The organism is Halorubrum sp. AS12, from assembly GCF_051122765.1.
Classification (GTDB): domain Archaea; phylum Halobacteriota; class Halobacteria; order Halobacteriales; family Haloferacaceae; genus Halorubrum; species Halorubrum trapanicum.
Window position 1 is genome coordinate 2,378,135 of record NZ_CP185385.1, and the last position, 19,823, is coordinate 2,397,957.

At 70.8% G+C, this 19,823-nt stretch carries 16 protein-coding genes and 1 pseudogene; 8 read left to right on the plus strand and 9 right to left on the minus strand.

The window, feature by feature from the left end; genetic code table 11:
• Positions 1–5 precede the first annotated feature (5 nt).
• Together ACODNG_RS12125 and ACODNG_RS12130 are read right to left on the minus strand one after the other, a co-directional pair.
• Positions 6–719, minus strand: a complete 714-nt coding sequence (locus ACODNG_RS12125; RefSeq protein WP_434523096.1) for an ABC transporter permease — start codon at positions 717–719, stop codon at positions 6–8.
• A gap of 137 nt (positions 720–856) precedes the next feature.
• Positions 857–1,798, minus strand: a complete 942-nt coding sequence (locus ACODNG_RS12130) for a substrate-binding domain-containing protein (RefSeq protein WP_434521516.1) — start codon at positions 1,796–1,798, stop codon at positions 857–859.
• An 87-nt stretch (positions 1,799–1,885) separates the two neighbouring features.
• Here ACODNG_RS12130 and ACODNG_RS12135 point away from each other — a divergent pair, with 87 nt between their 5' ends.
• Together ACODNG_RS12135 and ACODNG_RS12140 are read left to right on the plus strand one after the other, a co-directional pair.
• Positions 1,886–2,704, plus strand: a complete 819-nt coding sequence (locus ACODNG_RS12135; protein ID WP_434521517.1) for a TOBE domain-containing protein — start codon at positions 1,886–1,888, stop codon at positions 2,702–2,704.
• Positions 2,705–2,797: 93 nt separating this feature from the next.
• The gene (locus ACODNG_RS12140; RefSeq protein ID WP_434521518.1) at positions 2,798–4,462 is read left to right on the plus strand and encodes a tryptophan--tRNA ligase; all 1,665 of its coding nucleotides are present in this window, start codon (positions 2,798–2,800) and stop codon (positions 4,460–4,462) included.
• Between the two features lie 398 nt (positions 4,463–4,860).
• Here the strand turns inward: ACODNG_RS12140 and ACODNG_RS12145 are convergent, their stop codons facing one another.
• The gene (locus tag ACODNG_RS12145) at positions 4,861–5,241 is read right to left on the minus strand and encodes a DUF5518 domain-containing protein (RefSeq protein WP_434521519.1); all 381 of its coding nucleotides are present in this window, start codon (positions 5,239–5,241) and stop codon (positions 4,861–4,863) included.
• 199 nt (positions 5,242–5,440) lie between these two features.
• Between ACODNG_RS12145 and ACODNG_RS12150 the strand changes: the two genes are divergently transcribed.
• Positions 5,441–7,495, plus strand: coding sequence for a helicase HerA domain-containing protein (locus ACODNG_RS12150; protein ID WP_434521520.1), 2,055 nt, complete (start codon positions 5,441–5,443; stop codon positions 7,493–7,495).
• A 53-nt stretch (positions 7,496–7,548) separates the two neighbouring features.
• Here ACODNG_RS12150 and ACODNG_RS12155 read toward each other — a convergent pair whose 3' ends face one another.
• The 4 genes from ACODNG_RS12155 to psmA all read right to left on the minus strand — a co-directional run bounded on the left by ACODNG_RS12155 (position 7,549) and on the right by psmA (position 10,347).
• Positions 7,549–8,478 (minus strand): acetamidase/formamidase family protein, encoded by a 930-nt coding sequence (locus ACODNG_RS12155; RefSeq protein ID WP_434521521.1) that lies wholly within the window; start codon positions 8,476–8,478, stop codon positions 7,549–7,551.
• A gap of 116 nt (positions 8,479–8,594) precedes the next feature.
• Positions 8,595–8,852: a DUF7542 family protein gene (locus tag ACODNG_RS12160; RefSeq protein WP_210113314.1), complete on the minus strand. Its 258-nt coding sequence runs from the start codon at positions 8,850–8,852 to the stop codon at positions 8,595–8,597.
• 166 nt (positions 8,853–9,018) lie between these two features.
• Positions 9,019–9,417: a helix-turn-helix domain-containing protein gene (locus ACODNG_RS12165; protein ID WP_434521522.1), complete on the minus strand. Its 399-nt coding sequence runs from the start codon at positions 9,415–9,417 to the stop codon at positions 9,019–9,021.
• 132 nt (positions 9,418–9,549) lie between these two features.
• The gene (gene psmA, locus ACODNG_RS12170; RefSeq protein WP_434521523.1) at positions 9,550–10,347 is read right to left on the minus strand and encodes an archaeal proteasome endopeptidase complex subunit alpha; all 798 of its coding nucleotides are present in this window, start codon (positions 10,345–10,347) and stop codon (positions 9,550–9,552) included.
• 716 nt (positions 10,348–11,063) lie between these two features.
• On the opposite strand from psmA, the gene ACODNG_RS12175 reads away from it, so the two are divergent.
• Positions 11,064–11,471, plus strand: coding sequence for a hypothetical protein (locus ACODNG_RS12175; RefSeq protein WP_434521524.1), 408 nt, complete (start codon positions 11,064–11,066; stop codon positions 11,469–11,471).
• A gap of 103 nt (positions 11,472–11,574) precedes the next feature.
• Positions 11,575–12,051, plus strand: coding sequence for a hypothetical protein (locus ACODNG_RS12180; protein WP_434521525.1), 477 nt, complete (start codon positions 11,575–11,577; stop codon positions 12,049–12,051).
• A gap of 376 nt (positions 12,052–12,427) precedes the next feature.
• Here ACODNG_RS12180 and pdxS read toward each other — a convergent pair whose 3' ends face one another.
• On the minus strand, positions 12,428–13,336 hold the full coding sequence (gene pdxS, locus ACODNG_RS12185; protein ID WP_434521526.1) for a pyridoxal 5'-phosphate synthase lyase subunit PdxS: 909 nt from the start codon (positions 13,334–13,336) through the stop codon (positions 12,428–12,430).
• 149 nt (positions 13,337–13,485) lie between these two features.
• Between pdxS and mobA the strand changes: the two genes are divergently transcribed.
• A complete protein-coding gene (gene mobA, locus ACODNG_RS12190; protein ID WP_434521527.1) occupies positions 13,486–14,190 on the plus strand; it encodes a molybdenum cofactor guanylyltransferase in 705 nt (234 codons plus the stop codon).
• A gap of 37 nt (positions 14,191–14,227) precedes the next feature.
• On the opposite strand, the gene ACODNG_RS12195 is transcribed toward mobA, so the two are convergent.
• Positions 14,228–14,800 carry a J domain-containing protein gene (locus ACODNG_RS12195; RefSeq protein ID WP_434521528.1) on the minus strand — a complete coding sequence of 191 codons (573 nt, stop codon included), beginning with the start codon at positions 14,798–14,800 and terminating at the stop codon, positions 14,228–14,230.
• 115 nt (positions 14,801–14,915) lie between these two features.
• Here ACODNG_RS12195 and mutS point away from each other — a divergent pair.
• Positions 14,916–17,890: pseudogene (gene mutS, locus ACODNG_RS12200) on the plus strand (DNA mismatch repair protein MutS).
• Complete coding sequence (gene mutL, locus ACODNG_RS12205) at positions 17,880–19,694, plus strand: DNA mismatch repair endonuclease MutL (RefSeq protein ID WP_434521529.1); 1,815 nt, start codon at positions 17,880–17,882, stop codon at positions 19,692–19,694. Before mutS ends, mutL begins: the two are co-directional and overlap by 11 nt.
• Positions 19,695–19,823 lie beyond the last annotated feature (129 nt).

The window sequence follows — 19,823 nt, forward strand, 5'->3', positions numbered from 1 at the left end:
GAGCATCAGCCCGCCACCCCCCGGTCGCCGAAGCGGACGACGACGGCGTTGACGACCAACACGAGCGCGACGAGCACGGCGCCGAGCACCAATGCGGTCTCGTACTGCCCCTGCCGCGCTTCGAGCTGGATGGCTGTCGTCAGCGTGCGCGTCTTCGAGACCCCGTCGGCGCTCGTGATGTTCCCGCCGACGATGAGGACGGAACCGACCTCGCTCACCGCGCGGCCGAACCCGGCCAGCACCGCGGTCGCGATCCCGTAGCGGGCCTCCTTGATCACGACCAGGGCCACGTCGACGCGCGTCCCGCCGAGGACGCGGGCCGCGTCGCGGACCCCGTCGTCCACGCCGCTCACGGCCGCGAGGCTGATCGCCGTGATCGGCGGCGTCGCGAGGACGAACTGCGACACGATCATCGCCTCGCGGGTGAACACGAGGTTCAGCGACCCGAGCGGTCCCTGGTTGGAGACCGCGAACAGCACGACCAGTCCGACGACGACGCTGGGGAACCCCATCCCGGTGTTGACGACCGACTTCACGAACCCCTTGCCCGGGAACTCCGCGAGTCCGATCGCGACGGCGGCCGGCACGCTGACGAGCGCGCTCAACGCGACCGCGGTGAGGCTCACGTACAGCGAGACGGCGATGACGCTCCCGACGTACCCGTCCCTGAACGAGACGTCGAGGAGGGACGCCGTGGGTCGTGCGGCCGCGTCGAGCAGCGCCGGGACCAGCCGTGCGGTCGGTTCGAACAGCGTCGGACCCAGCTGAACGATCGGTTCGAACAGCGTCGGACCCAGCTGAACGATCGGTTCGAACAGCGTCGGGACCACCTGAACGGTCGGTTCGATCGGCACGGCTACGCGTCGTCGCCCTCGCTACTCCACCCTTCCGGAACGTACTGCTGGAAGTCCGGGTCCTCGGAGACCGCCCGCGGGAAGAACAGCTGCTCGCCGTTCACCCGGTACTCCGAGACGGCGTCTTGGACGCCGGGGCTGGTGATCCAGCCGATGTACGCCATCGCGAGGTCGTAGTTGGCGTCCTCGTGGACGCCGGGGTTGACGGCCATGATCCCGTACGGGTTCGCGAGGATCTCCGGGCCGTCCTCGATCGGTCCCTGGACGAGAATCGCGAGGTCGACCTCCGAGCGCTGCGAGATGAAGGTCCCGCGGTCCGAGAGCGTGTACGCGCCCTGCTGGGTCGCGATGTTCAGCGCCTCGCCCATTCCGGAGCCGGTCTCCTGGTACCAGTCCCCGCCCGGTTCCGTCCCGGCCGCCTCCCAGAGGTTCAGCTCCTTGGTGTGGGTCCCGGAGTTGTCGCCGCGCGAGACGAAGGCGGCCTCCGCCTCGGCGATTGCGGTGAGCGCCTCGGTCGCCGAACTCGTCCCCTGAATTCCCGCCGGGTCGCTCTCCGGACCGACGATCACGAAGTCGTTGAACATCAGGTCGCGGCGGTTGATCCCGTACCCGTTCCGCAGGAACTCGTCTTCCAGCCCGCGGGCGTGGACCATCACCACGTCGGCGTTGCCGTCGCGAGCCGTCCGGAGGGCCGCGCCCGTCCCGTTCGGGATCGCGTCGACGCTCACGCCGTACAGCTCCTCGAACTCTCCGTGGATGGCGTCGAGCAGCCCCGTGTCGTATGTGCTCGTCGTCGTCGTGAGCGTCAGCGTCTCGCCGGCGACTCCAACCGCGCTCCCGCCGTCGCCGCCCCCCTCACTGCCCCCGACCGCCGAGCAGCCGGCCGCGCTCGCGAGCGCCCCGGCGCCGAGCGCCGTCAGGAGCCGGCGTCGTTGTATCGGCATAGATACAACGGTGGGTCGGTCTCACATATAGCTTACGCGCGGCGGACGGGGCGAAAACGCCAACACGACCCCGGCTCATCTTCCGACATGGAAGAGCCGACCGAACCCGGTCCGGACGCGGCCGCGGGTCGCGGGCGTGCCGCGCTCATCGAGGACGGGATCGAGTTCGACGGCCGCGACGCGGCCCTATTGCGCGCGGTCGACGCGGCGGGGTCGGTCGCGGGCGCGGCCTCGGAACTCGGTCGGTCGCGCGCCCGCGCCCTCTCGCGGATCGAGGCGCTGGAGGACGCCTACGGGACGATCGTCGAGCGGCGGCGGGGCGGCGAGGGCGGCGGCGGGAGCCGTCTCACCGCCTCGGGTCGCGGCCTCCTCGACCGCTACGACCGGCTCCAGGCCGTCCTCGCGGCGACCGCGGCGGTACCGGAGACCGTCCTCGACGGCACCGTGACCGCCATCGACGGGGAGCTCGCGGTCGTCGACACCTCGGTCGGTGAGATCTCCGGACTTCACGGCGGGACCGGCGACGGCGAGGCCAGAGGTACTGAGGCCGCCGAGAGCGACGGGGTGACCGCTGGCGACGCGGTTCAAGTCCGGATCGGGGCCGACGCCGTCACCGTCAACGACGCGGCCAACGCGGTCGACCCCGACGCGACGAGCGCTCGGAACCGCCTCGCCGGACGCGTCGCGGGGATCGACCCCGGCGAGACGGTGTCGACGGTCCGAATCGCGGTCGAAGCGACCGACGGGAGTCGCGCCGGCGACGGGAGCGCGCCGGGTGACTTCGACACCGAGGTCGCTGCGCTGATCACCGCCGAGAGCATCGACCGGCTCGGCCTCGCTTCCGGCGACCCGGTGTCGATCCGGTGGAAGGCGACCGCGACGCGGCTGGTGCCGCACGCGGAGTGACGCCGACCCCGCGCGGTCGTGTCGGACCGTCGCCCGTGGCAAGCGCTCCCGCGCAAGCGAACGGTTTTTGCGTCGACCGACGGGAGAGGTGGTATGGACGAGGACACCCCTGAGGGGGCGACGCCGGGCGGCGACGGACGCGAGTCCGCCGGCGCCCGCGGGTCGTCGACGCCCCTCCGGACGGACGGCGGGACCGAGCGCGCGGACGAGCCGACCGAGGACGTCGCGCTCGACCCGTGGGGGTCGGCGTCGGTCGGGGACTACGCGGACCTCTTCGAGGAGTTCGGCATCGAGGCGTTCGACGAGGTCGACGACGACGTGCCGGACCCGCACTATCTGATGCGCCGGGGCGTCATCTTCGGGCACCGCGAGTACGACGCGGTCGCCGAGGCGATGGCGAACGACGAGCCGTTCGCGGCGCTGTCGGGGTTCATGCCCACCGGCGACCCGCACATCGGCCACAAGCTCGTGTTCGACGAGATCATCTGGCATCAGGAGATGGGCGGCGACGCGTTCGGACTCATCGCCGACCTCGAGGCGCACTCTGCCAGAGGGATGTCGTGGGACGAGATCGACGAGCACGCGCGCAACTACCTCCTCTCGCTGCTCGCGCTCGGCTTCGACGCCGAGGAGGGCGAGCTGTACCGCCAGTCCGACAACCGCGCGGTGCAGGACCTCGGCTTCGAACTCGGCTCGAAGGCGAACTTCTCGGAGTTCGAGGCGATCTACGGCTTCGACGGCGAGACGAACATCTCGCACATGCAAAGCGTCGTCACCCAGACCGCGGACATCCTCTACCCGCAGCTCGTGGACGAGCCGAAACCCACGGTGATCCCGGTCGGTCCGGATCAGGACCCGCACGTCCGGCTCACCCGCGACCTCGCGACCCGCGTGCGCTACTTCAAGGTGACCGAGGCGTTCGCCTCCTTCGAGCTGGACGACGACGAGCGGCAGCTGGTGCGGGCCGCCTACGACGCGCTCGCACCGGATGCCGCGGATTCAGAAAGCGACGTTCGCTGCGAGGACGCCGCCGACTGGCTCGCCGACTACGAGCCGCCGGAGAGCGACCGCGAGAGCGTCGACCTCGCGGCCGCCAAATCCAGCGCCCTCGACAAGCTCCGCGCCGGCGGGAAGGAGCCGCTTCGTCCCCGCGTCCGCTTCTTCGACCGGAACGCGACCGACGAGGCGTTCGAGGCGCTGATCGAGGCGGTCGACGGTGAGAAGCGCGTGTTCGAGGGCCACGTCGACGCGTTCGACCTCACTCGCGACGAGGCCGAGTCGGTCGCGCGGGAGGTCGAAATCGACCACGACGGGTTCGGCTTCCGGCAGCCCTCCTCGATCTACCACCGCTTCATGACCGGGCTCACCGGCGGGAAGATGTCCTCCTCGATCCCCGCGAGCCACATCTCGCTGCTCGACGACCCCGAGGACGGCTACGACAAGGTGAAGGCGGCGACCACGGGCGGCCGCGACACAGCCGACGAGCAGCGCGAACTCGGCGGCGAGGCCGACGAGTGCCCCGTCTACGAGCTGTACGCCTACCTGCTCGCGGGCGACGACGACGAGCTGACCAAGACCGTCTACTCCGAGTGCGTCAACGGCGAGCGCCTCTGTGGTGGCTGTAAGGAGCAGGCCGCCGAACTCATGCGCGAGTTCCTCGAAGACCATCAGGAGAAACGCGAGGAGGCCGAGAAACTGCTCGACGACCTCGACATCGACCTCGACTCCGACCGGCGCGGGACCGGCGGCGAGCACTGAGGCGTCTCCGCTGGGGTCGCGCACCGATTTCTGTCCTTCTCTGTTAAGTGACGTACTGCGGTGGCGCGTGCCTCTGAGCGCCCGAAGGGCGCGAGGAGCACGCGCGAGGGAGTCGCTGGCGCCGCTGGCGCCAGCGACGAGGCTGGGGAGGTGTGAGGTGCGGTGCTGTGCGGGGCGGGACTCAAAGGGGCAGTCGCGAGGCTGGCGCAGGCGATGTAAGGACCGCAGGAAGCGAGCAGCGCGAGCGACCGAGGACCGCAGCGAGCGTGCGCCAGCCTCGCGACTGGGGCTTTGGAGGCGTCACCGCCGATCCACAGTCACTCGCGTAGTATCGAGCGACCGGAGATTCAGAGCCTTCACCGCCGACACGGTCACGAACCCGACTTCGACGACCGCCTCTACAGCTCTTCTTTCAGGTACACGCCGAGCAGGCCGCCGAGAGCGCTCAACACGACGGTGTAGGCCGTGCTGGCCACCACTGCGATAGCGCCGAACACGAAGAGACTCCCGGCGACGAGGCTGAACTCGATCGGGAACCCGAAGAAGCCGAAGAAGGGGAACAGGACCAGCACGAGCAACAGCAGGCCAGCGATCGGGACCGACGCGATGAATCCGGAGAGCGCGCCGACGCGGAGTCCGTCGCCGCTGTCGGCGGTGCCGTCGCTATTTAAGTACCCGGCGACGGCGCCGCCGAGGAGCGGAGAGATGCCGGTAAAGGTGAGCAGGACCGACGCGACCGCGCCGATGACCGCATTGCGGAGGGTGTCTTCGGGGGCCATGCGTGGCCGGACTCCCGGAGACGGCATACGTCTTGCGGACCTCGGAACGCGACTCGCTCGCGGACCACTCGCGGTCCACCCGCGGACCACTCGCGGACCGCCCGCGGACCACCCGTCCCCGCTTGCGGCCGAGGCGACCGACGGTGACCGACGAGGAGCGAGGCGATGGTTTATGAGGCGGGCGCCACCTCTCTCGGGTATGAGCGAGGAGGAGACGATCCACGTCGCGGACGTCAGCGAGGGGATCGGCGGCGACGCGACGGCGGAACCCGGCTCTCCGGTCGAACTTCCGGTCGTCGACGTGCTCACCGGCCGGTCCTTTATTACCGGAAAAAGCGGGTCCGGCAAGAGCAACACCGCGTCCGTCGTCATTGAGAACCTGCTCGACAGCGGCTTCCCGGTTCTCATCGTCGACACAGACGGCGAGTATTACGGCTTGAAGGAGGAGTACGAGATCCTCCACGCCGGTGCCGACGACGAGTGCGACATCGTCGTCTCCCCCGAACACGCCGAGAAACTCGCGAACCTCGCCTTGGAGCAGAACGTCCCGATCATCCTCGACGTCTCCGGCTACCTCGAGGAGGACACCGCCAACGAGCTGCTCTTGGCGGTCGTCAAGCAGCTGTTCGCGAAGGAGAAGCGCATGAAGAAACCCTTCCTGCTCGTCATCGAGGAGTGCCACGAGTACATCCCCGAGGGCGGCGGGATGGACGAGACGGGCAAGATGCTGATCAAGGTGGGCAAGCGCGGCCGGAAGCACGGTCTCGGCATCGTCGGGATCAGCCAGCGCCCCGCCGACGTGAAGAAGGACTTCATCACCCAGTGCGACTGGCTCTGCTGGCACCGGCTCACCTGGGACAACGACACGAAGGTCGTCGGCCGGATTCTCGGGTCGAAATACGCGAGCGCGGTCGAGGACCTCGGCGACGGCGAGGCGTTCCTGATGTCCGACTGGGACGAGTCGATCCGCCGGATCCAGTTCCACCGCAAGCAGACGTTCGACGCGGGCGCGACCCCCGGACTCGACGACTTCGAGCGCCCGGAACTGAAGTCGGTCTCCAGCGACCTCGTCGGCGAACTCCAGTCCATCTCCGACGAGCAGGAGCGCCGCGAGTCCGAACTCGCCGACCTCAAACAGGAACTCGACAAGAAGGACCAGCGGATCGCCGACCTCGAACGCGAGCTGGAGGAGGCCCGCGACCTGAGCAACATGGCCGACCAGTTCGCGCAGGCGCTCCTCGGCAAAGCGGAGGCCCCCTACCGGGGCGGCGGCGGGCGACCGCCGGCCGGCGCCGAACGACTCAAGAGCGCCGGCGCCGGCGAGGACGGGCGCAACGACGACCAGTCCGTCCTCAAGTCGTACGACGAGGCTGTCGCCGCGACCGAGGAGAGCGAGAGCGGACCTGACCCCTCGTCCGCCGACGGCGGCGCCGAGGTCGACGCGGCCTCCGCGGCGGCCGACGGGGAAACCCCCTCGGACGCCGGCGACGTCGACCCCGAAACCGCATCTGCCGACTCCCCAGCCGTCGACCCCGCGGCCGAGGACGAGGCAGGCCCACCGGACGACGTCGACCCCGTCACCCGCGACGACGTGGCCGAGAGCGCGCTCCGGTTCGACGACGCGATCGAACTCGGTACCCGGGAGGCGGTGATCGAGGAGCTCCGCTCGCGGATCGAGGCGCTCCCGGAGCTCTCTCGCGGGATGCTCCGCCACTACCGCCGCGAGGGCGCGAGCGACCCCGTCGCGGCCCACATCGACGCCGGCGGCGACGGCGATTCCGGGCACGCCTACAGCCGCCACCGACCGATCCGTCGGGCGGGACTCATCCGCCACGCCGGCCGCGGGCACTACGCCTACGCGGTCCCGGATCTCGTCCGCGAGGCGTACGCCGACCGGTTAGAGGAGGAGCAGATCGACGAGATCGTCCGCGCCGTCGAGACCGCCTTCGTCCCGCCCGCCGAGCTGAGCTACCCGCCGGACGCCGACCCTTCCGAGGTCACCGACTCGGGTGAGGCGGGCATCACCGCGTCCGCCGACGAGGGCAGCGGAGACGGGTCGTCGTTCGTCGGGGACGGTGACGCGGTCGCCGAGGGCGACGCTCCCGACTCGGACCGCGAGCGGACCGCGTCGAAAACCGCCATCGAAGCTGACGAGACCGGTGCCGCCGAGACCGATGCCGCCGAGACCGACACGGCGACCGACTCCGGCTTGAGCGACGCCGCGCGTCGGTTCGCCGAGCGGTCGGAGCGCTGACGTCCGAACGCCAACGCGACCTGTTCGTCGTCGGGATCCCCGGCGTCCGCGGGTCAGAACGGCAGCGAGAGGTACTCGCTCGGCACCGCGTTCCGCGCCGTCACCTGCGGGTCGACCACCTGACTGACCTCCAGCCCGCCGACGAGGCTCGAAAAGAGGTACGCCTCGGTGCGCGAGAAGTCGTGGTGGTGCGCCAGCAGGTCCAGCATGTCGCCGTTCGCCAGCGCGACCGCGTCCTCCAGCGTCTCCGCGCTCGCGAGCGTCTTCACCGCGTCACCGGTGTCGACGACGGGGCGGTCCAGCGAGACGGCCGGATCCTCGACCACGGAGAGCGTCGCGTCGATCTCGACCGCGATCTCGGCGCCGGTCCCGCACATCTCGCCGTCGGCCATCGCAGCCTTCGCGTCGCCCATCGCCAGCATCGCGCCCTCCTGAAAGACGGGGAAGTAGACGGTCGTCCCGTCGGTCACGTCGGTCGTGTCGAGGTTGCCGCCGTGTTCGTCGGGCGTGAGCGTCGACACCGTCTCGCCGCTCGTGGCGACCCCGATCGTCCCGATAACGGGTTCGATGGGCACGTCGATCCCCTCGAAGTCGATCGTCCCCGATTCGCTGCTGACACCGTCCCCGCCGTCGACATCGGTGATCCGCGTCGCGGGGTGATCGATCTCCGGATCGTCCTGGAGGAGTCCGAACCCGGGCGCGGTGAGCACGCGGCCGCGGTCCTCGGCGACGCACACGTCCTCGATCTCCACCGCGAGGACGTCGCCCGGACTCGTCCCCGCCACCGCGATCGGCCCGGTCGCGGCGTTGACCTCCTCGGGGATCGCGTCGAGCAGGTCGTCGTTCTCCTGGATCTCGCCGTTCAGGCTGTCGACCGTCTCGATCGTCAGCGACTCGCCGTCGGCGGCCTCGTAGACCGGTTCCATCTCCGGGCCGAACTCGTACACGTGGCCGTCGCGGTGTGAGACAACTTCTCGTGACATCGATTCCCGCTCCGAACGGCGGAGACAAAAACCCCCGCCGCGGACGACGCGGGGACCCGCCGGACCGCCGATGCTCGTCGCGGACCTCCCCGCGGTGAGCGGCGTCGACCGCGCTGTCAGTCGTCCGAGTCGACGTCGCGTGCGGCGTCGTGGTTGAGAAGCGGCGAGTCGGGGTTCGCACACGCCGCCCGGCCGCACACGCCCGCGTCGTCGCCGGCGCGCTCGACGCCGCCGGCCAGCGAACCGATCTCCCACTCGACCGCGTGGCCGGTCGCGCGCTCGTGCTCGTTCAGCGCCGTCCGCGCTCGCCGGAGGGAGTCGAACGCCTCCTCGTACGAACAGTCGTCACAGCGAACGCTGACGCTCGTTGCCATACCGATCGTGCGGACTCCAAGGGCCTAACGCCACCGATCCCCGTGCCGCGCTCGGTCGCTTTGGCGCGCGGGCGGAGACGTAGTATAGCCATCTCCGTACAGTACTGCTCGTCGTGATCGACGGGTGCCGGCGAGGGAACCGACGTAACACCGCGTGTCGCTCGCGTCAGCTCTCCGCGGCGGCGCGCTCGGGCCGGTCGTACTTCTCCTCGAACTCGCCGATGAGTTGGCCCATCTTCGCGTACCAGTCGTTGAGCATCCGCTGCATGTCGTCGGCGATCTGCGACGGGTCCGTCGGCCTGTACACGTGGTAGTAGCCGCCCTGCTCGTAGTTTATCTGTTCTTTCTGGATGAATCCAGCCTTGAGGAGGCGCTGAACCGCGCGGTAGGCGGTGGAGCGCTCGCGGTCGACGCGCTCGGCGACCTCGTCGATCGTGAGCGCCTCGTCGGCCGACACGAGCGCCTGATAACAGTCTTTGTCCAACTGTTTCAGGCCGTGGAAACACTCGAGTAACCCCTCGCACTCCATGTCCCGTTGGAGCTGTTCGGACATCGAATCGGGCATTTTACACGAGAAACGAGGCTCCCCGTCGGCAAAAGTATTGTGTGTACAACATACAATCCCGCGCGTTCGACGCCGCCGACGATCGTTGGTCGCCGTGCGGTCGACGAGGCCGGCGGTTCCGAGAGGCGGTCGCTACTCGTCGTCCGCGTCGGATTCGGTGTCGGACTCGGCGTCGTCCGCCTCGTCGTCCGCGTCACCCTCGTCGTCCGTGTTCAGGCCGGCGGCCTCGAACGCGGTCTCGACCTCCTCGACCGGAACCGTCCGGAAACCGTCCGCCTCGGTCACGGTCGCGACCGCGAGGTCCGAGGCCTCGAACTCGTCGTCGTGGGCGGCCAGCGCCGCGACCGCGAGCTCGATGCCGTCCTCCAGCGAGAGGTCGTCGTGCCACTCCTCTTCGAGGTGGCCCTGAATTTCCTGTCGACCGCCGCCGATGACGGTCGCCTTCCACTCGTTGGGCGTGCCCGAGGGGTCGGCGGCGAACAGGCGCGGCTCGCCGTTGTCGATGCCGCCGATGAGGAGGGCGGCGCCGTACGGTCGGGTGCCGCCGCGCTGGGTGTTCTCCTGGATGTGGTCGGTGACGAACTTCGTCAGCGTCTCGACGCCGACCGGCTCGCCGTAGCGGAGGCGGTTCCCCTGCGACTGGCGGCGCGCGAGGTCGATCAGCTGGCGGGCGTCGGCGACGTGGCCCGCGCTCGCGGTGCCGAGGTGGTCGTCAAGCTTGTGGAGCTTCTCGATGCTCTCGGCCTCCATCAGCGACGAGGAGGGGCGGGACATCGCGACGAAGACGACGCCGTCCGTCGTCCGGACGCCGACGCTCGGCGCACCGCGAGAGACCGCCTCGCGGGCGTACTCGACCTGATAGATGCGCCCGTCCGGCGAGAACAGCGACGTACCGCGGTCGTACGCCTGCTGGTCGTTGCCGCCCATCATCGCCGATCACCCGCTCGCGCGGTGTCGCGTTCACTCATTACCGTCCCTTACGTCGGGCCGTTGAAAAAGCATCCGTAACCGGTACGCCTCGGTCCCTGCCGAAACACCGAACGCCGGCGCCGTGTCGCTCGCCGAAAGCGATTTCGGTCGGTTCCGTCGTCAACCGCCGACACGGCCTCTGATTCCGTCGTCGACGGAAACATCCACTCGGGTCGCGTGGATGACATACTATCGACGCGCACACGAACCACGGCCCCGCGCTGGCCGCGCTGCCGCTCTCGGCGGTCTCGCCCTCGCGGCGCCCCGCGGTCGACGCCGCGCTCGTTCTCGACCCGTACTATTTAAAAGCCGAACGGCGCGCCGGCGAGCGCCCGGAGGGCGCGAGCCGACCGCGAGGGAGGCGGCGGTCCGGCGCGGCTTTGCCCGCGCCGGGCCGTCCGCCGAGGCTGGGGAGGCGTGAGGTGCTGTGCCGTGCGGTGCGGGGCGGGACTCGAAGGGGCAGCCGCGAGGCCGTCGTAGGCGACGCAAGCACCGGAGCGAGGGAGCGAACGGAGTGAGCGACCGGGCGAGGAGCGCAGCGAGCGTACGACGGCCTCGCGGCTGGGGCTTCGGAGAGGTTCGTCGCCGATCCGCCAGCAACTATTTATAAGCAACCGCCAACAACGACGGATCCGAACGCCCAAACGCCTAATTGTCGCCGTTCCGCGAGGCAGGTTATGTCTCCAAAGCGGCGAGCCGTCCTCCTCGTCGGCGCGGGCGCGGTCGGGTTCGGCGCCCTCGGGTACCGCGAACTGACGGATTGCGAGGAGTTCGCCTGCTTCGCGTTCGACTACCAGGGCGCGGACGACGCGCCGAACCGACTGACCATCGAACACACCGGCGGGACGGAGCAACTCCGCGCCGCGGACGTGTTCGTCACCAACGTCAGCGTCGATTACGAGGCGGGCGAGTCCGACACCGTCGCGTGGGCGGAGTTGGACGACGACCTCGGACCGGACGAGGCGATCAACGGGGAAGCGGTACAGCTCTCGATCCGGGTTCCGGATATCGTGACGATCCGCTGGCGTCGCGACGGCGACGAGGAGGTCGTCGGGGCGTGGGTGTACGACGACGACGTTCGATGAGCGTCGCTCCCGTCGACTTCCTCGCTTGGACGTTCTCGTCGAGACCCGACTGACTCCGGAACCCCCGAAACGGCTTTTGCGCGCGGCGGTTCAGTTGACGGTTATGGTCCTCGAAAGTGTTCGCTCCTCCCCGCACGTCGTCGGCGCCTCCCCAGCAAGGGGGCTGCTCGCGCTGGCGGTGGGCGGACTCCTCCTGCTCGCTTCCGGCGGCTTCGCGCTCGGGCTGGACGTCGGGCTTTCCCTCGGCTGGATCGCGGTAACACTCGGGATCGCAATCGCGGCGGGACTCGCGGGCGCGGGTCTCGTCCCGACCGTCGGCTCGCTGTGGCTCGTCGGTCTCTGGTGGTTCGCGTTCCCGCCGCTCGTCGGTTACGTCACCGGTAACTGGGCGGGGTCGACACGGTATAATCACCCGCGAATGTTGGGATACCGCTACGAATCCGCACGCGCCGAGTTGATCGGCGGACTTGAATACGGGGTCAAATACGGACTGGTGTTCGCGGTCGTGCTCGGACTCGTCGGGTACGCGGTCGGGGTAGCCATTAGTCGACTTTCGACGCATATGAACGAGTCTCGATGAGCGCAGTCGCTATCGCAGAGAACTCTGCTAACGCCCAAGCCGATTACTTATAAATAATTGACCGGAGATCTGCGCTGACCGCCTCCAAAGCCCCAGTCGCGAGGGGCGCAGTACGCTCGTTGCGCTCCTCGCTCGCTCCGCTCGCTGCGGTGCTTACGTCGCCTACTGCGCCCCTCGCGACTGCCCCTTTGAGTCCCACCCCGCACCGCGCCGCACAGCACCTCACACCTCCCCAGCCTCGTCGCTGGCACCCTCCGCTTCGCTCCGGGAGCCAGCGACTCCCTCGCGCGTGCTACTCGGCCGCAAGGCGGCCTCGCAGGCACGCGCCACCGCAATTTCAGTTATAAAGAGTCGCTGCGCTGCTGAAAACGCCTATTTAAACGCCACGGCCCTGGAGCTTCTCTTCCTCTTCCATATCCTCGTTCGACTGGCCCTTCATTCCCTTGCCGGTGCCGCTCGCGATCCGAGCGAGCTCGTCGGGGTCGTCCCAGTTGTTGACGGCTTCGACGATGGCGGTGCCCATCGCCTCGGGGTCCTCCGCGCCGAAGATGCCGGAGCCGACGAAGATGCCGTCGCAGCCGTGATACATCATCAGCGCGGCGTCGGCGGGCGTCGCGATACCGCCGGCCGCGAAGTTGACGACCGGGAGCCGCCCGGCCTCGGCCGTCTCGTGGACCAGGTTGCGGGGTGCGCCGTGCTCGCGGGCCCACTTCTCGCGCTCCTCGTAGTTGAGACCGCTGAGCGTTCGGATCTGGTTTTTGATGGTGCGCTGGTGTTTGACGGCCTGGTTCACGTCGCCGGTTCCGGCCTCGCCCTTCGTCCGGATCATCGCCGCGCCCTCGCGGATCCGCCGGAGCGCCTCGGGGAGGTTGCGGGCGCCGCAGACGAACGGGGAGGTGAAGTCGCGCTTGTCGGTGTGGTACTCGTCGTCGGCGGGCGTCAGCACCTCCGACTCGTCGATCATGTCGACGCCGAGCGACTCCAGGATCTCCGCCTCCTTGCGGTGGCCAATCCGCGATTTCCCCATCACCGGGATCGACACCTCGTCGATGATCTCGGGGACGCGCTCGGGGTCGGGCATCCGTGCGACGCCGCCGCGCTTGCGGATGTCCGCCGGGACGTGTTCGAGCACCATCACGGCGACCGCGCCGGCGTCCTCCGCGATGCGGGCCTGCTCGCGGTTGACGACGTCCATGATCACGCCGCCCTTCTCGATCTGTGCGAAACCGCGCTTGACCAGCTCGGTCCCCCGCTTCAGCTCCTCCAGATCCGTGGCCTCTGGCATGGCAGATACGTGGGTCGCCGGCCACTTAACGGGTCGCTTTCGGGCGGATGGGCGGGCGAGAGCGCCGTTCGCGGATCGAGCCGAGACGGGGTTCCCTCCGGGTCGTCGCCACCGCAACCGCGAAGTCCCCCGCCGCCCAAGCCGCGGCCGTGACCACCGGAGCCATCCTCGCCGGCGGGCGCTCGACGCGCTTCGGCGATGCCGACAAGGCGGTCGCGCCGATCGCCGGCGTCCCGATGATCCGTCGGGTCGCGGACCGGCTCGCGGGGACCGACGACCCGGTCCCGCCCGGCTCCGACCGCTCCGGGGGCGGCGATCCCGTCGTCGACGAACTCGTCGTCAACTGTCGCCCGGACCAGCGCGAGGCGGTCGCCGAGGCGCTGTCGGGGATACCGCTCCCCGTCCGCTGGGCGCTCGACGAGGAGCCGGACCTGGGCCCGCTGGCGGGGATCCGGAACGCCTGCCGGGCCGCGACCGACCCCTACGCCGCCGTCGTCGCCTGCGACATGCCGTTCGTCGACCCCGCGTTCGTCGCGGCGCTGCGCGAGACGGCCGCAGGGGCGGCGAGCGACACCGAGGCCGAAACCGAGGCGGCCGTCCCGCGGCTCGACGACCGCTGGTATCAGACGACACAGGCCGTCTACGCCACCGAACCGGCCGCGGACGCCTGCGACCGCGCGCTCGACCGCGGGGACCGGAAGGTGCTCGCGCTGGTGGACCGGCTGGACGCGGTCGTCGTCGACGACGAGGCGATCCGGTCGCTGACGACCGAGCGCACATTCACGAACGTCAACACGCGGACCGAACTCGACGAGGCCGAGCGGGCGGTCGCCGCCGCGGTCGACGCGGAGTGAGTCGTCGGCGGCGACGGGCTGTTTTCCGACCGCTCCGTCAGTCCGTCAGCACCTCGTACGCCTCGTTGAGCCGCTTGAACTCCTCCTCGTCGCCGTCCGCGCCGTCCGGGTGGAGCCGCTTCGCGCGCTCGCGGTACGTCCGGCGCACCGTCTCGCCGTCGGCCGTCCGGTCGAGTCCGAGCGTCTCGTACGCCTCGCCCTCGGTCATCCCGTCGGTCGACGGCGCGCGGTCGCGGGGGTCGCGGGCCTCGGATCCGTCGGGACCGCCCCGCCTCCCGGTTCCACGGGCGTCGCGCCGACCCGGTCCCGGACCCGGGCCGCGACCGCCGTCGGCGGCGCCGGCGGCGCGGTACGCGCGCTCCCGGTTGGCCTCCGCGCGGGCGCGCTGGCTGGCGCGCTGGCGCTCCGTCGGTCCCGCCTGCTCGGCGGACCGCCGGGCCTGGTCGTGGAGGCGACCCGTGGCGTGGTACCAGAGGAAGTACGAGACGGCGCCGAACGGGACCGCGAGCGCCAAGGCGATCGGGTGGAGGACGATCCCGCCGATCACGAGCAGCGCCGTCATGCCGACGAACGTCCCGGCGAGCCCCACGACGATCGTTCGGTTCGTCACGGCCGTATTCGGGGTCGCAGGACCGTAAGGCTCTCGCCGACCCCTCTCCGGGAGCGCCGGCAACTCGCGTCTCGCCTCCGCACCGTTTATGCCCGCGGCCGCCCGGATACGGGGTATGGAACCGGCGGACCGAGAGACGGTGACCGGACTGCCGCCCGGGATCGCGGCCGCCCGCGAGGCGCTCACCCCGATGCTCTCGCAGTACGCCGACCTCTGTGCCGACCACGAGGACGCGCTCGTCTTATTCCAAGTCGGCGACTTCTACGAGGCGTTCTGCGAGGCGGCCGAGACCGTGGCGCGCGTCTGCGAGGTGACGCTGACGGAGCGCTCCGACTCCACCGGCGACTACCCGATGGCCGGGATCCCCATCGACAACGCGGCCCCCTACCTCGAAGCGCTGCTGGACGCGGGCTACCGCGTCGCGCTCGGCGACCAGGTCGAGGACGCCGAGCAGGCGTCCGGTCTCGTCGACCGCGCCGTCACCGAGGTGATCACGCCCGGAACCGTCGTCGAGGACGACCTCCTCGAATCGGGGACGACGAACTACGTGGCGGCGGTGGCTGCCGGCGGTGATGATAGCGATTCCACCTCGCAGCCCGTCGGTCTCGCCGCCGTCGATGTCTCGACGGGCGAGTGCCTCGTCACGTCGGGCGATCGGGACGCCGTCGCGGGCGAGCTCGACCGGATCGCGCCCGCCGAACTCATCGCCGGGCCGGACGCCCCCGACTTCGAACCGAGCGACGCGGAGCACGGCTGGACGACCCACGACTACGACGCGGGCGCCTTCGACCGCCGAACGGCGGCCGAGCGGCTGGAGCCGTACCTCCCCTCTCCCGACCGGCGGTTCGACTCCGACGCGGAGCTGCGCGCGACGGGCGCCGTGCTCGCGTACGCCGAGTACACGCAGGGCGACGACGGCCCGCTCTCGTACGTGACGCGGATCCGGCGGTACGACCCCCGCGACCGCCTCCGGCTCGACGCGGCGGCCCAGCGGAGCCTAGAGCTGTTCGAGAACCGCGGGCTGGGCGCGAGCGACACGCTGTTCGACGCGCTCGACGAGACGAACTGCGCGCTCGGCCGACGCTGTCTGGAGCGTTGGCTCCGCCGTCCGCTCGTCGACGCCGACGCGATCCGGAGCCGCCACGATGCGGTCGGCGAGCTCGCGGACCGGAGCCTCGCCCGCGAGGGGGTCGCCGACGCGCTCGCGACGGCCTATGACCTCGAACGACTGGTGAGCCGCGTCTCGCGGGGCCGGGCCGACGCCCGCGACCTGCGCTCGCTTCACCGGACGCTCGCGGTCGTCCCGGAGCTGAAGGCGACGCTCGCGGGGGCGGACGGAGAGACCGGTGCGAGCGGCGAGCCGGGCGCCGGCGAGAGCGACCCCGCCCTCCCCCGGACCGACCACCTCCGCGACCTCCGCGAGCGGCTCGACGAGCTGACCGAGGTCCGCGAGCTGATCGACGGCGCGATAGCGACCGACCCCCCGCAGGAGATCACCGAGGGCGGCGTCATCCGCGAGGGGTTCGACGACGACCTCGACGACCTGCGCGCCACCGAGCGCGAGGGGCGCGAGTGGGTCGCCGACCTGGAGGCGAGCGAGCGCGAGCGCACCGGGATCGACTCGCTGTCGGTGGGACACAACCAGGTCCACGGCTACTACATCGAAGTGACCGACGCCAACGTCGACCGGGTCCCCGACGACTACCGGCGCCGACAGACGCTGAAGAACAGCGAGCGCTACGTCACGCCTGAGCTGAAGGAGCGCGAAGAGGAGATCGTCGGCGCCGCGGAGCGCGCGGACGCCTTAGAGTACGAGCTGTTCGTCGACGTCCGCGAGCGCGTCGCAAGCGAGACCGAACGGATCCAGGGCCTCGCGGACGCGCTCGCCGAACTCGACGCGCTGACCTCGCTCGCCGCGGTCGCGGTCGAGCGCGACTACGTCCGCCCCGAACTCCGGGAGGACCCCGACACGGGCGTCGACGACGCCCTCGACGCCCCCGACGCCGCCACCGACGCCGCCACCGACGCCGCCACCGACCCCGCCCCCGGAATCGAGATCGAGGGCGGCAGACACCCGGTTGTCGAGCGGACCGAGGACTCGTTCGTCCCGAACGACGCGGACCTCCCGCGCGGGTCGGTCGCCGTGATCACGGGACCGAACATGAGCGGGAAGTCGACGTACATGCGGTCGGTCGCGCTCGCGGTCGTGCTCGCGCAGACGGGGTCGTTCGTCCCCGCGCAGGCCGCCACGCTCCCCGTCTTCGACCGCGTGTTCACCCGCGTCGGGGCCTCCGACGACATCGCGGGCGGGCAGTCGACATTCATGCGCGAGATGAGCGAGCTGACCGAGATCCTCCACGACGCCGGCGCCGACTCGCTCGTCCTCCTCGACGAGGTCGGGAGGGGAACCGCGACCACCGACGGCCGCGCCATCGCCCGCGCGGCCGCGGAGTTCCTCCACGACGAACTCGGCGCGACCGCCCTCTTTGCGACCCACTACCACGGACTCACGGATCTGGCCGACGAGCGCGAGCGCGTCTTCAACCTCCATTTCACCGCCACCCGCGAGGACGGCGACGTGACGTTCCTCCACCGGGTCGTCCCCGGCGCCTCCTCGTCGTCGTACGGCGTCGAGGTCGCGGAGCTGGCCGGCGTTCCCGGTCCCGTCGTCGACCGCGCCCGCGGCCTCGTCGCCGCCGAGGAGGCGGAGCGGGGCGGAAGGCGACCCGGACCGAGAGCAAGGGCGGGACCGACGGCGAAGAGGCAGCCGACGCCGGAAAATCGACCGATGACGCGGACCGCGACAGCGACGCGTCGCTGCGGGAGTTCCTCGCGGAGGAGGCCTCGGAAGACGGAGAAACGGTCGGCGACGGCGCGGACGGATCGACCGAGACCCCGCCCGAGGGTGACCGTACACGACCGACGAGCGATCGCGAACACCCGACGAACGGCGCCGACGATGGGGTCGCCGCCGGCGCTCCGCCCGACCTCGCCGCGGCGCTCCGCGACCTCGACCTCGCGCGGATGACGCCGATCGAGGCGCTGAACGCCCTCCACGACCTCCAGTCGCGGGTCGACGATGACGGGTGAGCGAGACCCCGAGCGCGGTGCGTCCGGCACCGAGGACGCCGCCGAAGCCGGCGGCGATCCGGTCGAAGACGAGGGGCGCGTCCGCCGGCTCGATCAGGCGACGGTCGACCGGATCGCGGCCGGCGAGGTGGTGACGCGCCCCGCCCGAGTCGTCGTCGAACTGGTCGACAACGCGCTCGACGCGGACGCCTCTCGGGTCGATATCGCGGTCGACGGCGACGGGACAGACCGGATCCGCGTCGCGGACGACGGCCGGGGGATGAGCCGCACGGACGCGGCCCGCGCCGTCGAGCGCCACGCGACGAGCAAGCTGGCGCCCGACGGCGACCCGGTCGGCGTCGAGTCGCTCGGCTTCCGCGGCGAGGCGCTCGCCGCTATTGCCGAGGCCGCCCGGCTCGAACTCGTGACCAGCCCGGGCGACGGGGTCGGCACGCGGGTCGTCGTCGACGGGACCGCGGAGACCGCGACGGGGTCGGGGAGGCCGGGCGGCGAGCCGGACGTCGCGGTCGAACCCGCGGCCCGCGCCCGCGGGACGACGGTCGTCGTCGAGGACCTGTTCGCGACTCGACCGGCCCGCCGGGAGTCGCTCGCGGGGGCGAACGCGGAGTTCGCGCGGATCTCCTCGCTCGTCGCCGACTACGCACTGGCGAACCCGTCGGTCGCGTTCACGCTCGACCATGACGGGTCGACCACGCTGTCGACGCCCGGAACCGACCGCACGGACGCGCTGCTCGGCGTGTACGACCGCGACACCGCCAGCCGGTCGACGACTGTCTCCGCGAGCGTCCGCGTCGAAGCGGACGGCGAGCGCGACGCGGGTTCGGTGGGCGTCGACGTCTCGGGCGCGCTGGCGTACCCCTCTATCACCCGTGCCACCCGCGACCACGTCCGCGTCTCCGTGAACGGGCGTCCGGTGCGGAACGACCGCCTCGCGGCCGCAGTCCGCGACGGCTACGGCCGGCTCCTCCCTGACGGCCGCGAGCCGGTGGCGGCGGTCGACGCGTCGCTCTCGCCCGATCGCGTCGACCCGAACGTCCACCCCGCCAAGCGCGAGGTGGGGCTCCGCGACGCCGACGCGGTCGCGGACGCGGTGGCGTCCGTCATCGAAGACGCGCTCACGGGCGCGGACCTCCGGCGTTCGGCGGATGTCGCCACCGACCTCGACTCCGCGCTCGATCCGGTCGGGGAGGGTGACGGGTCGCGCCCCGGAGCGTTCGCGGACGCCGAACCGATCGGCGCCTTCCGCGACCTCTACGTCCTCGTCGAGTCCGGCGACGAACTGCTCGTGATCGACGGCCACGCCGCCCACGAGCGCGTGAACTACGAGCGGCTCGGCCGGGCGTTCGACGGCGACCCGGTGCCGACCGCGACGCTCGACCCGCCCGCGACCGTCTCGCTGTCGACCGACGAGGCGGCGGCCGCGAGGGCGCACGCGGACGACCTCGCCGCGCTTGGCTTCGAGACGGAGGCGTTCGGCGGCGGCGCGCGTCGCCTGCGGACCGTCCCCGCGCCGTTCGGCCGGACCGCGGACGCGGACGCCTTCCGCGACGCCCTCGCGGCGCTGTCGGGGGCGAGCGGCGGTCGGGAGACCCCTCGGGACGCGCGCGACGCCCTGCTCGCGGACCTGGCGTGTCACCCCTCGCTGAAACGCGGCGACTTCTCCGGTCTCGACGACGGCGACCTCCGGAACCTACTCGACCGCCTCGGCGAGTGCGACCGCCCGTACGCCTGCCCGCACGGCCGGCCGACCGTCCTCTCGCTCGACGAGGAGACGTTCGCGGCCGGGTTTGGCCGGGATCGCTGAGTCGGGATCGGTGCGTCGGGATCGGTACGTTCCCCGGGAACGACTGCGCGCTGGTGCGAGACCGCGGTCCGGAACGTCCCCGCCACGTCAGATCCTCCGGAACGTCCCAGACACGTCGAATCCCCCAGA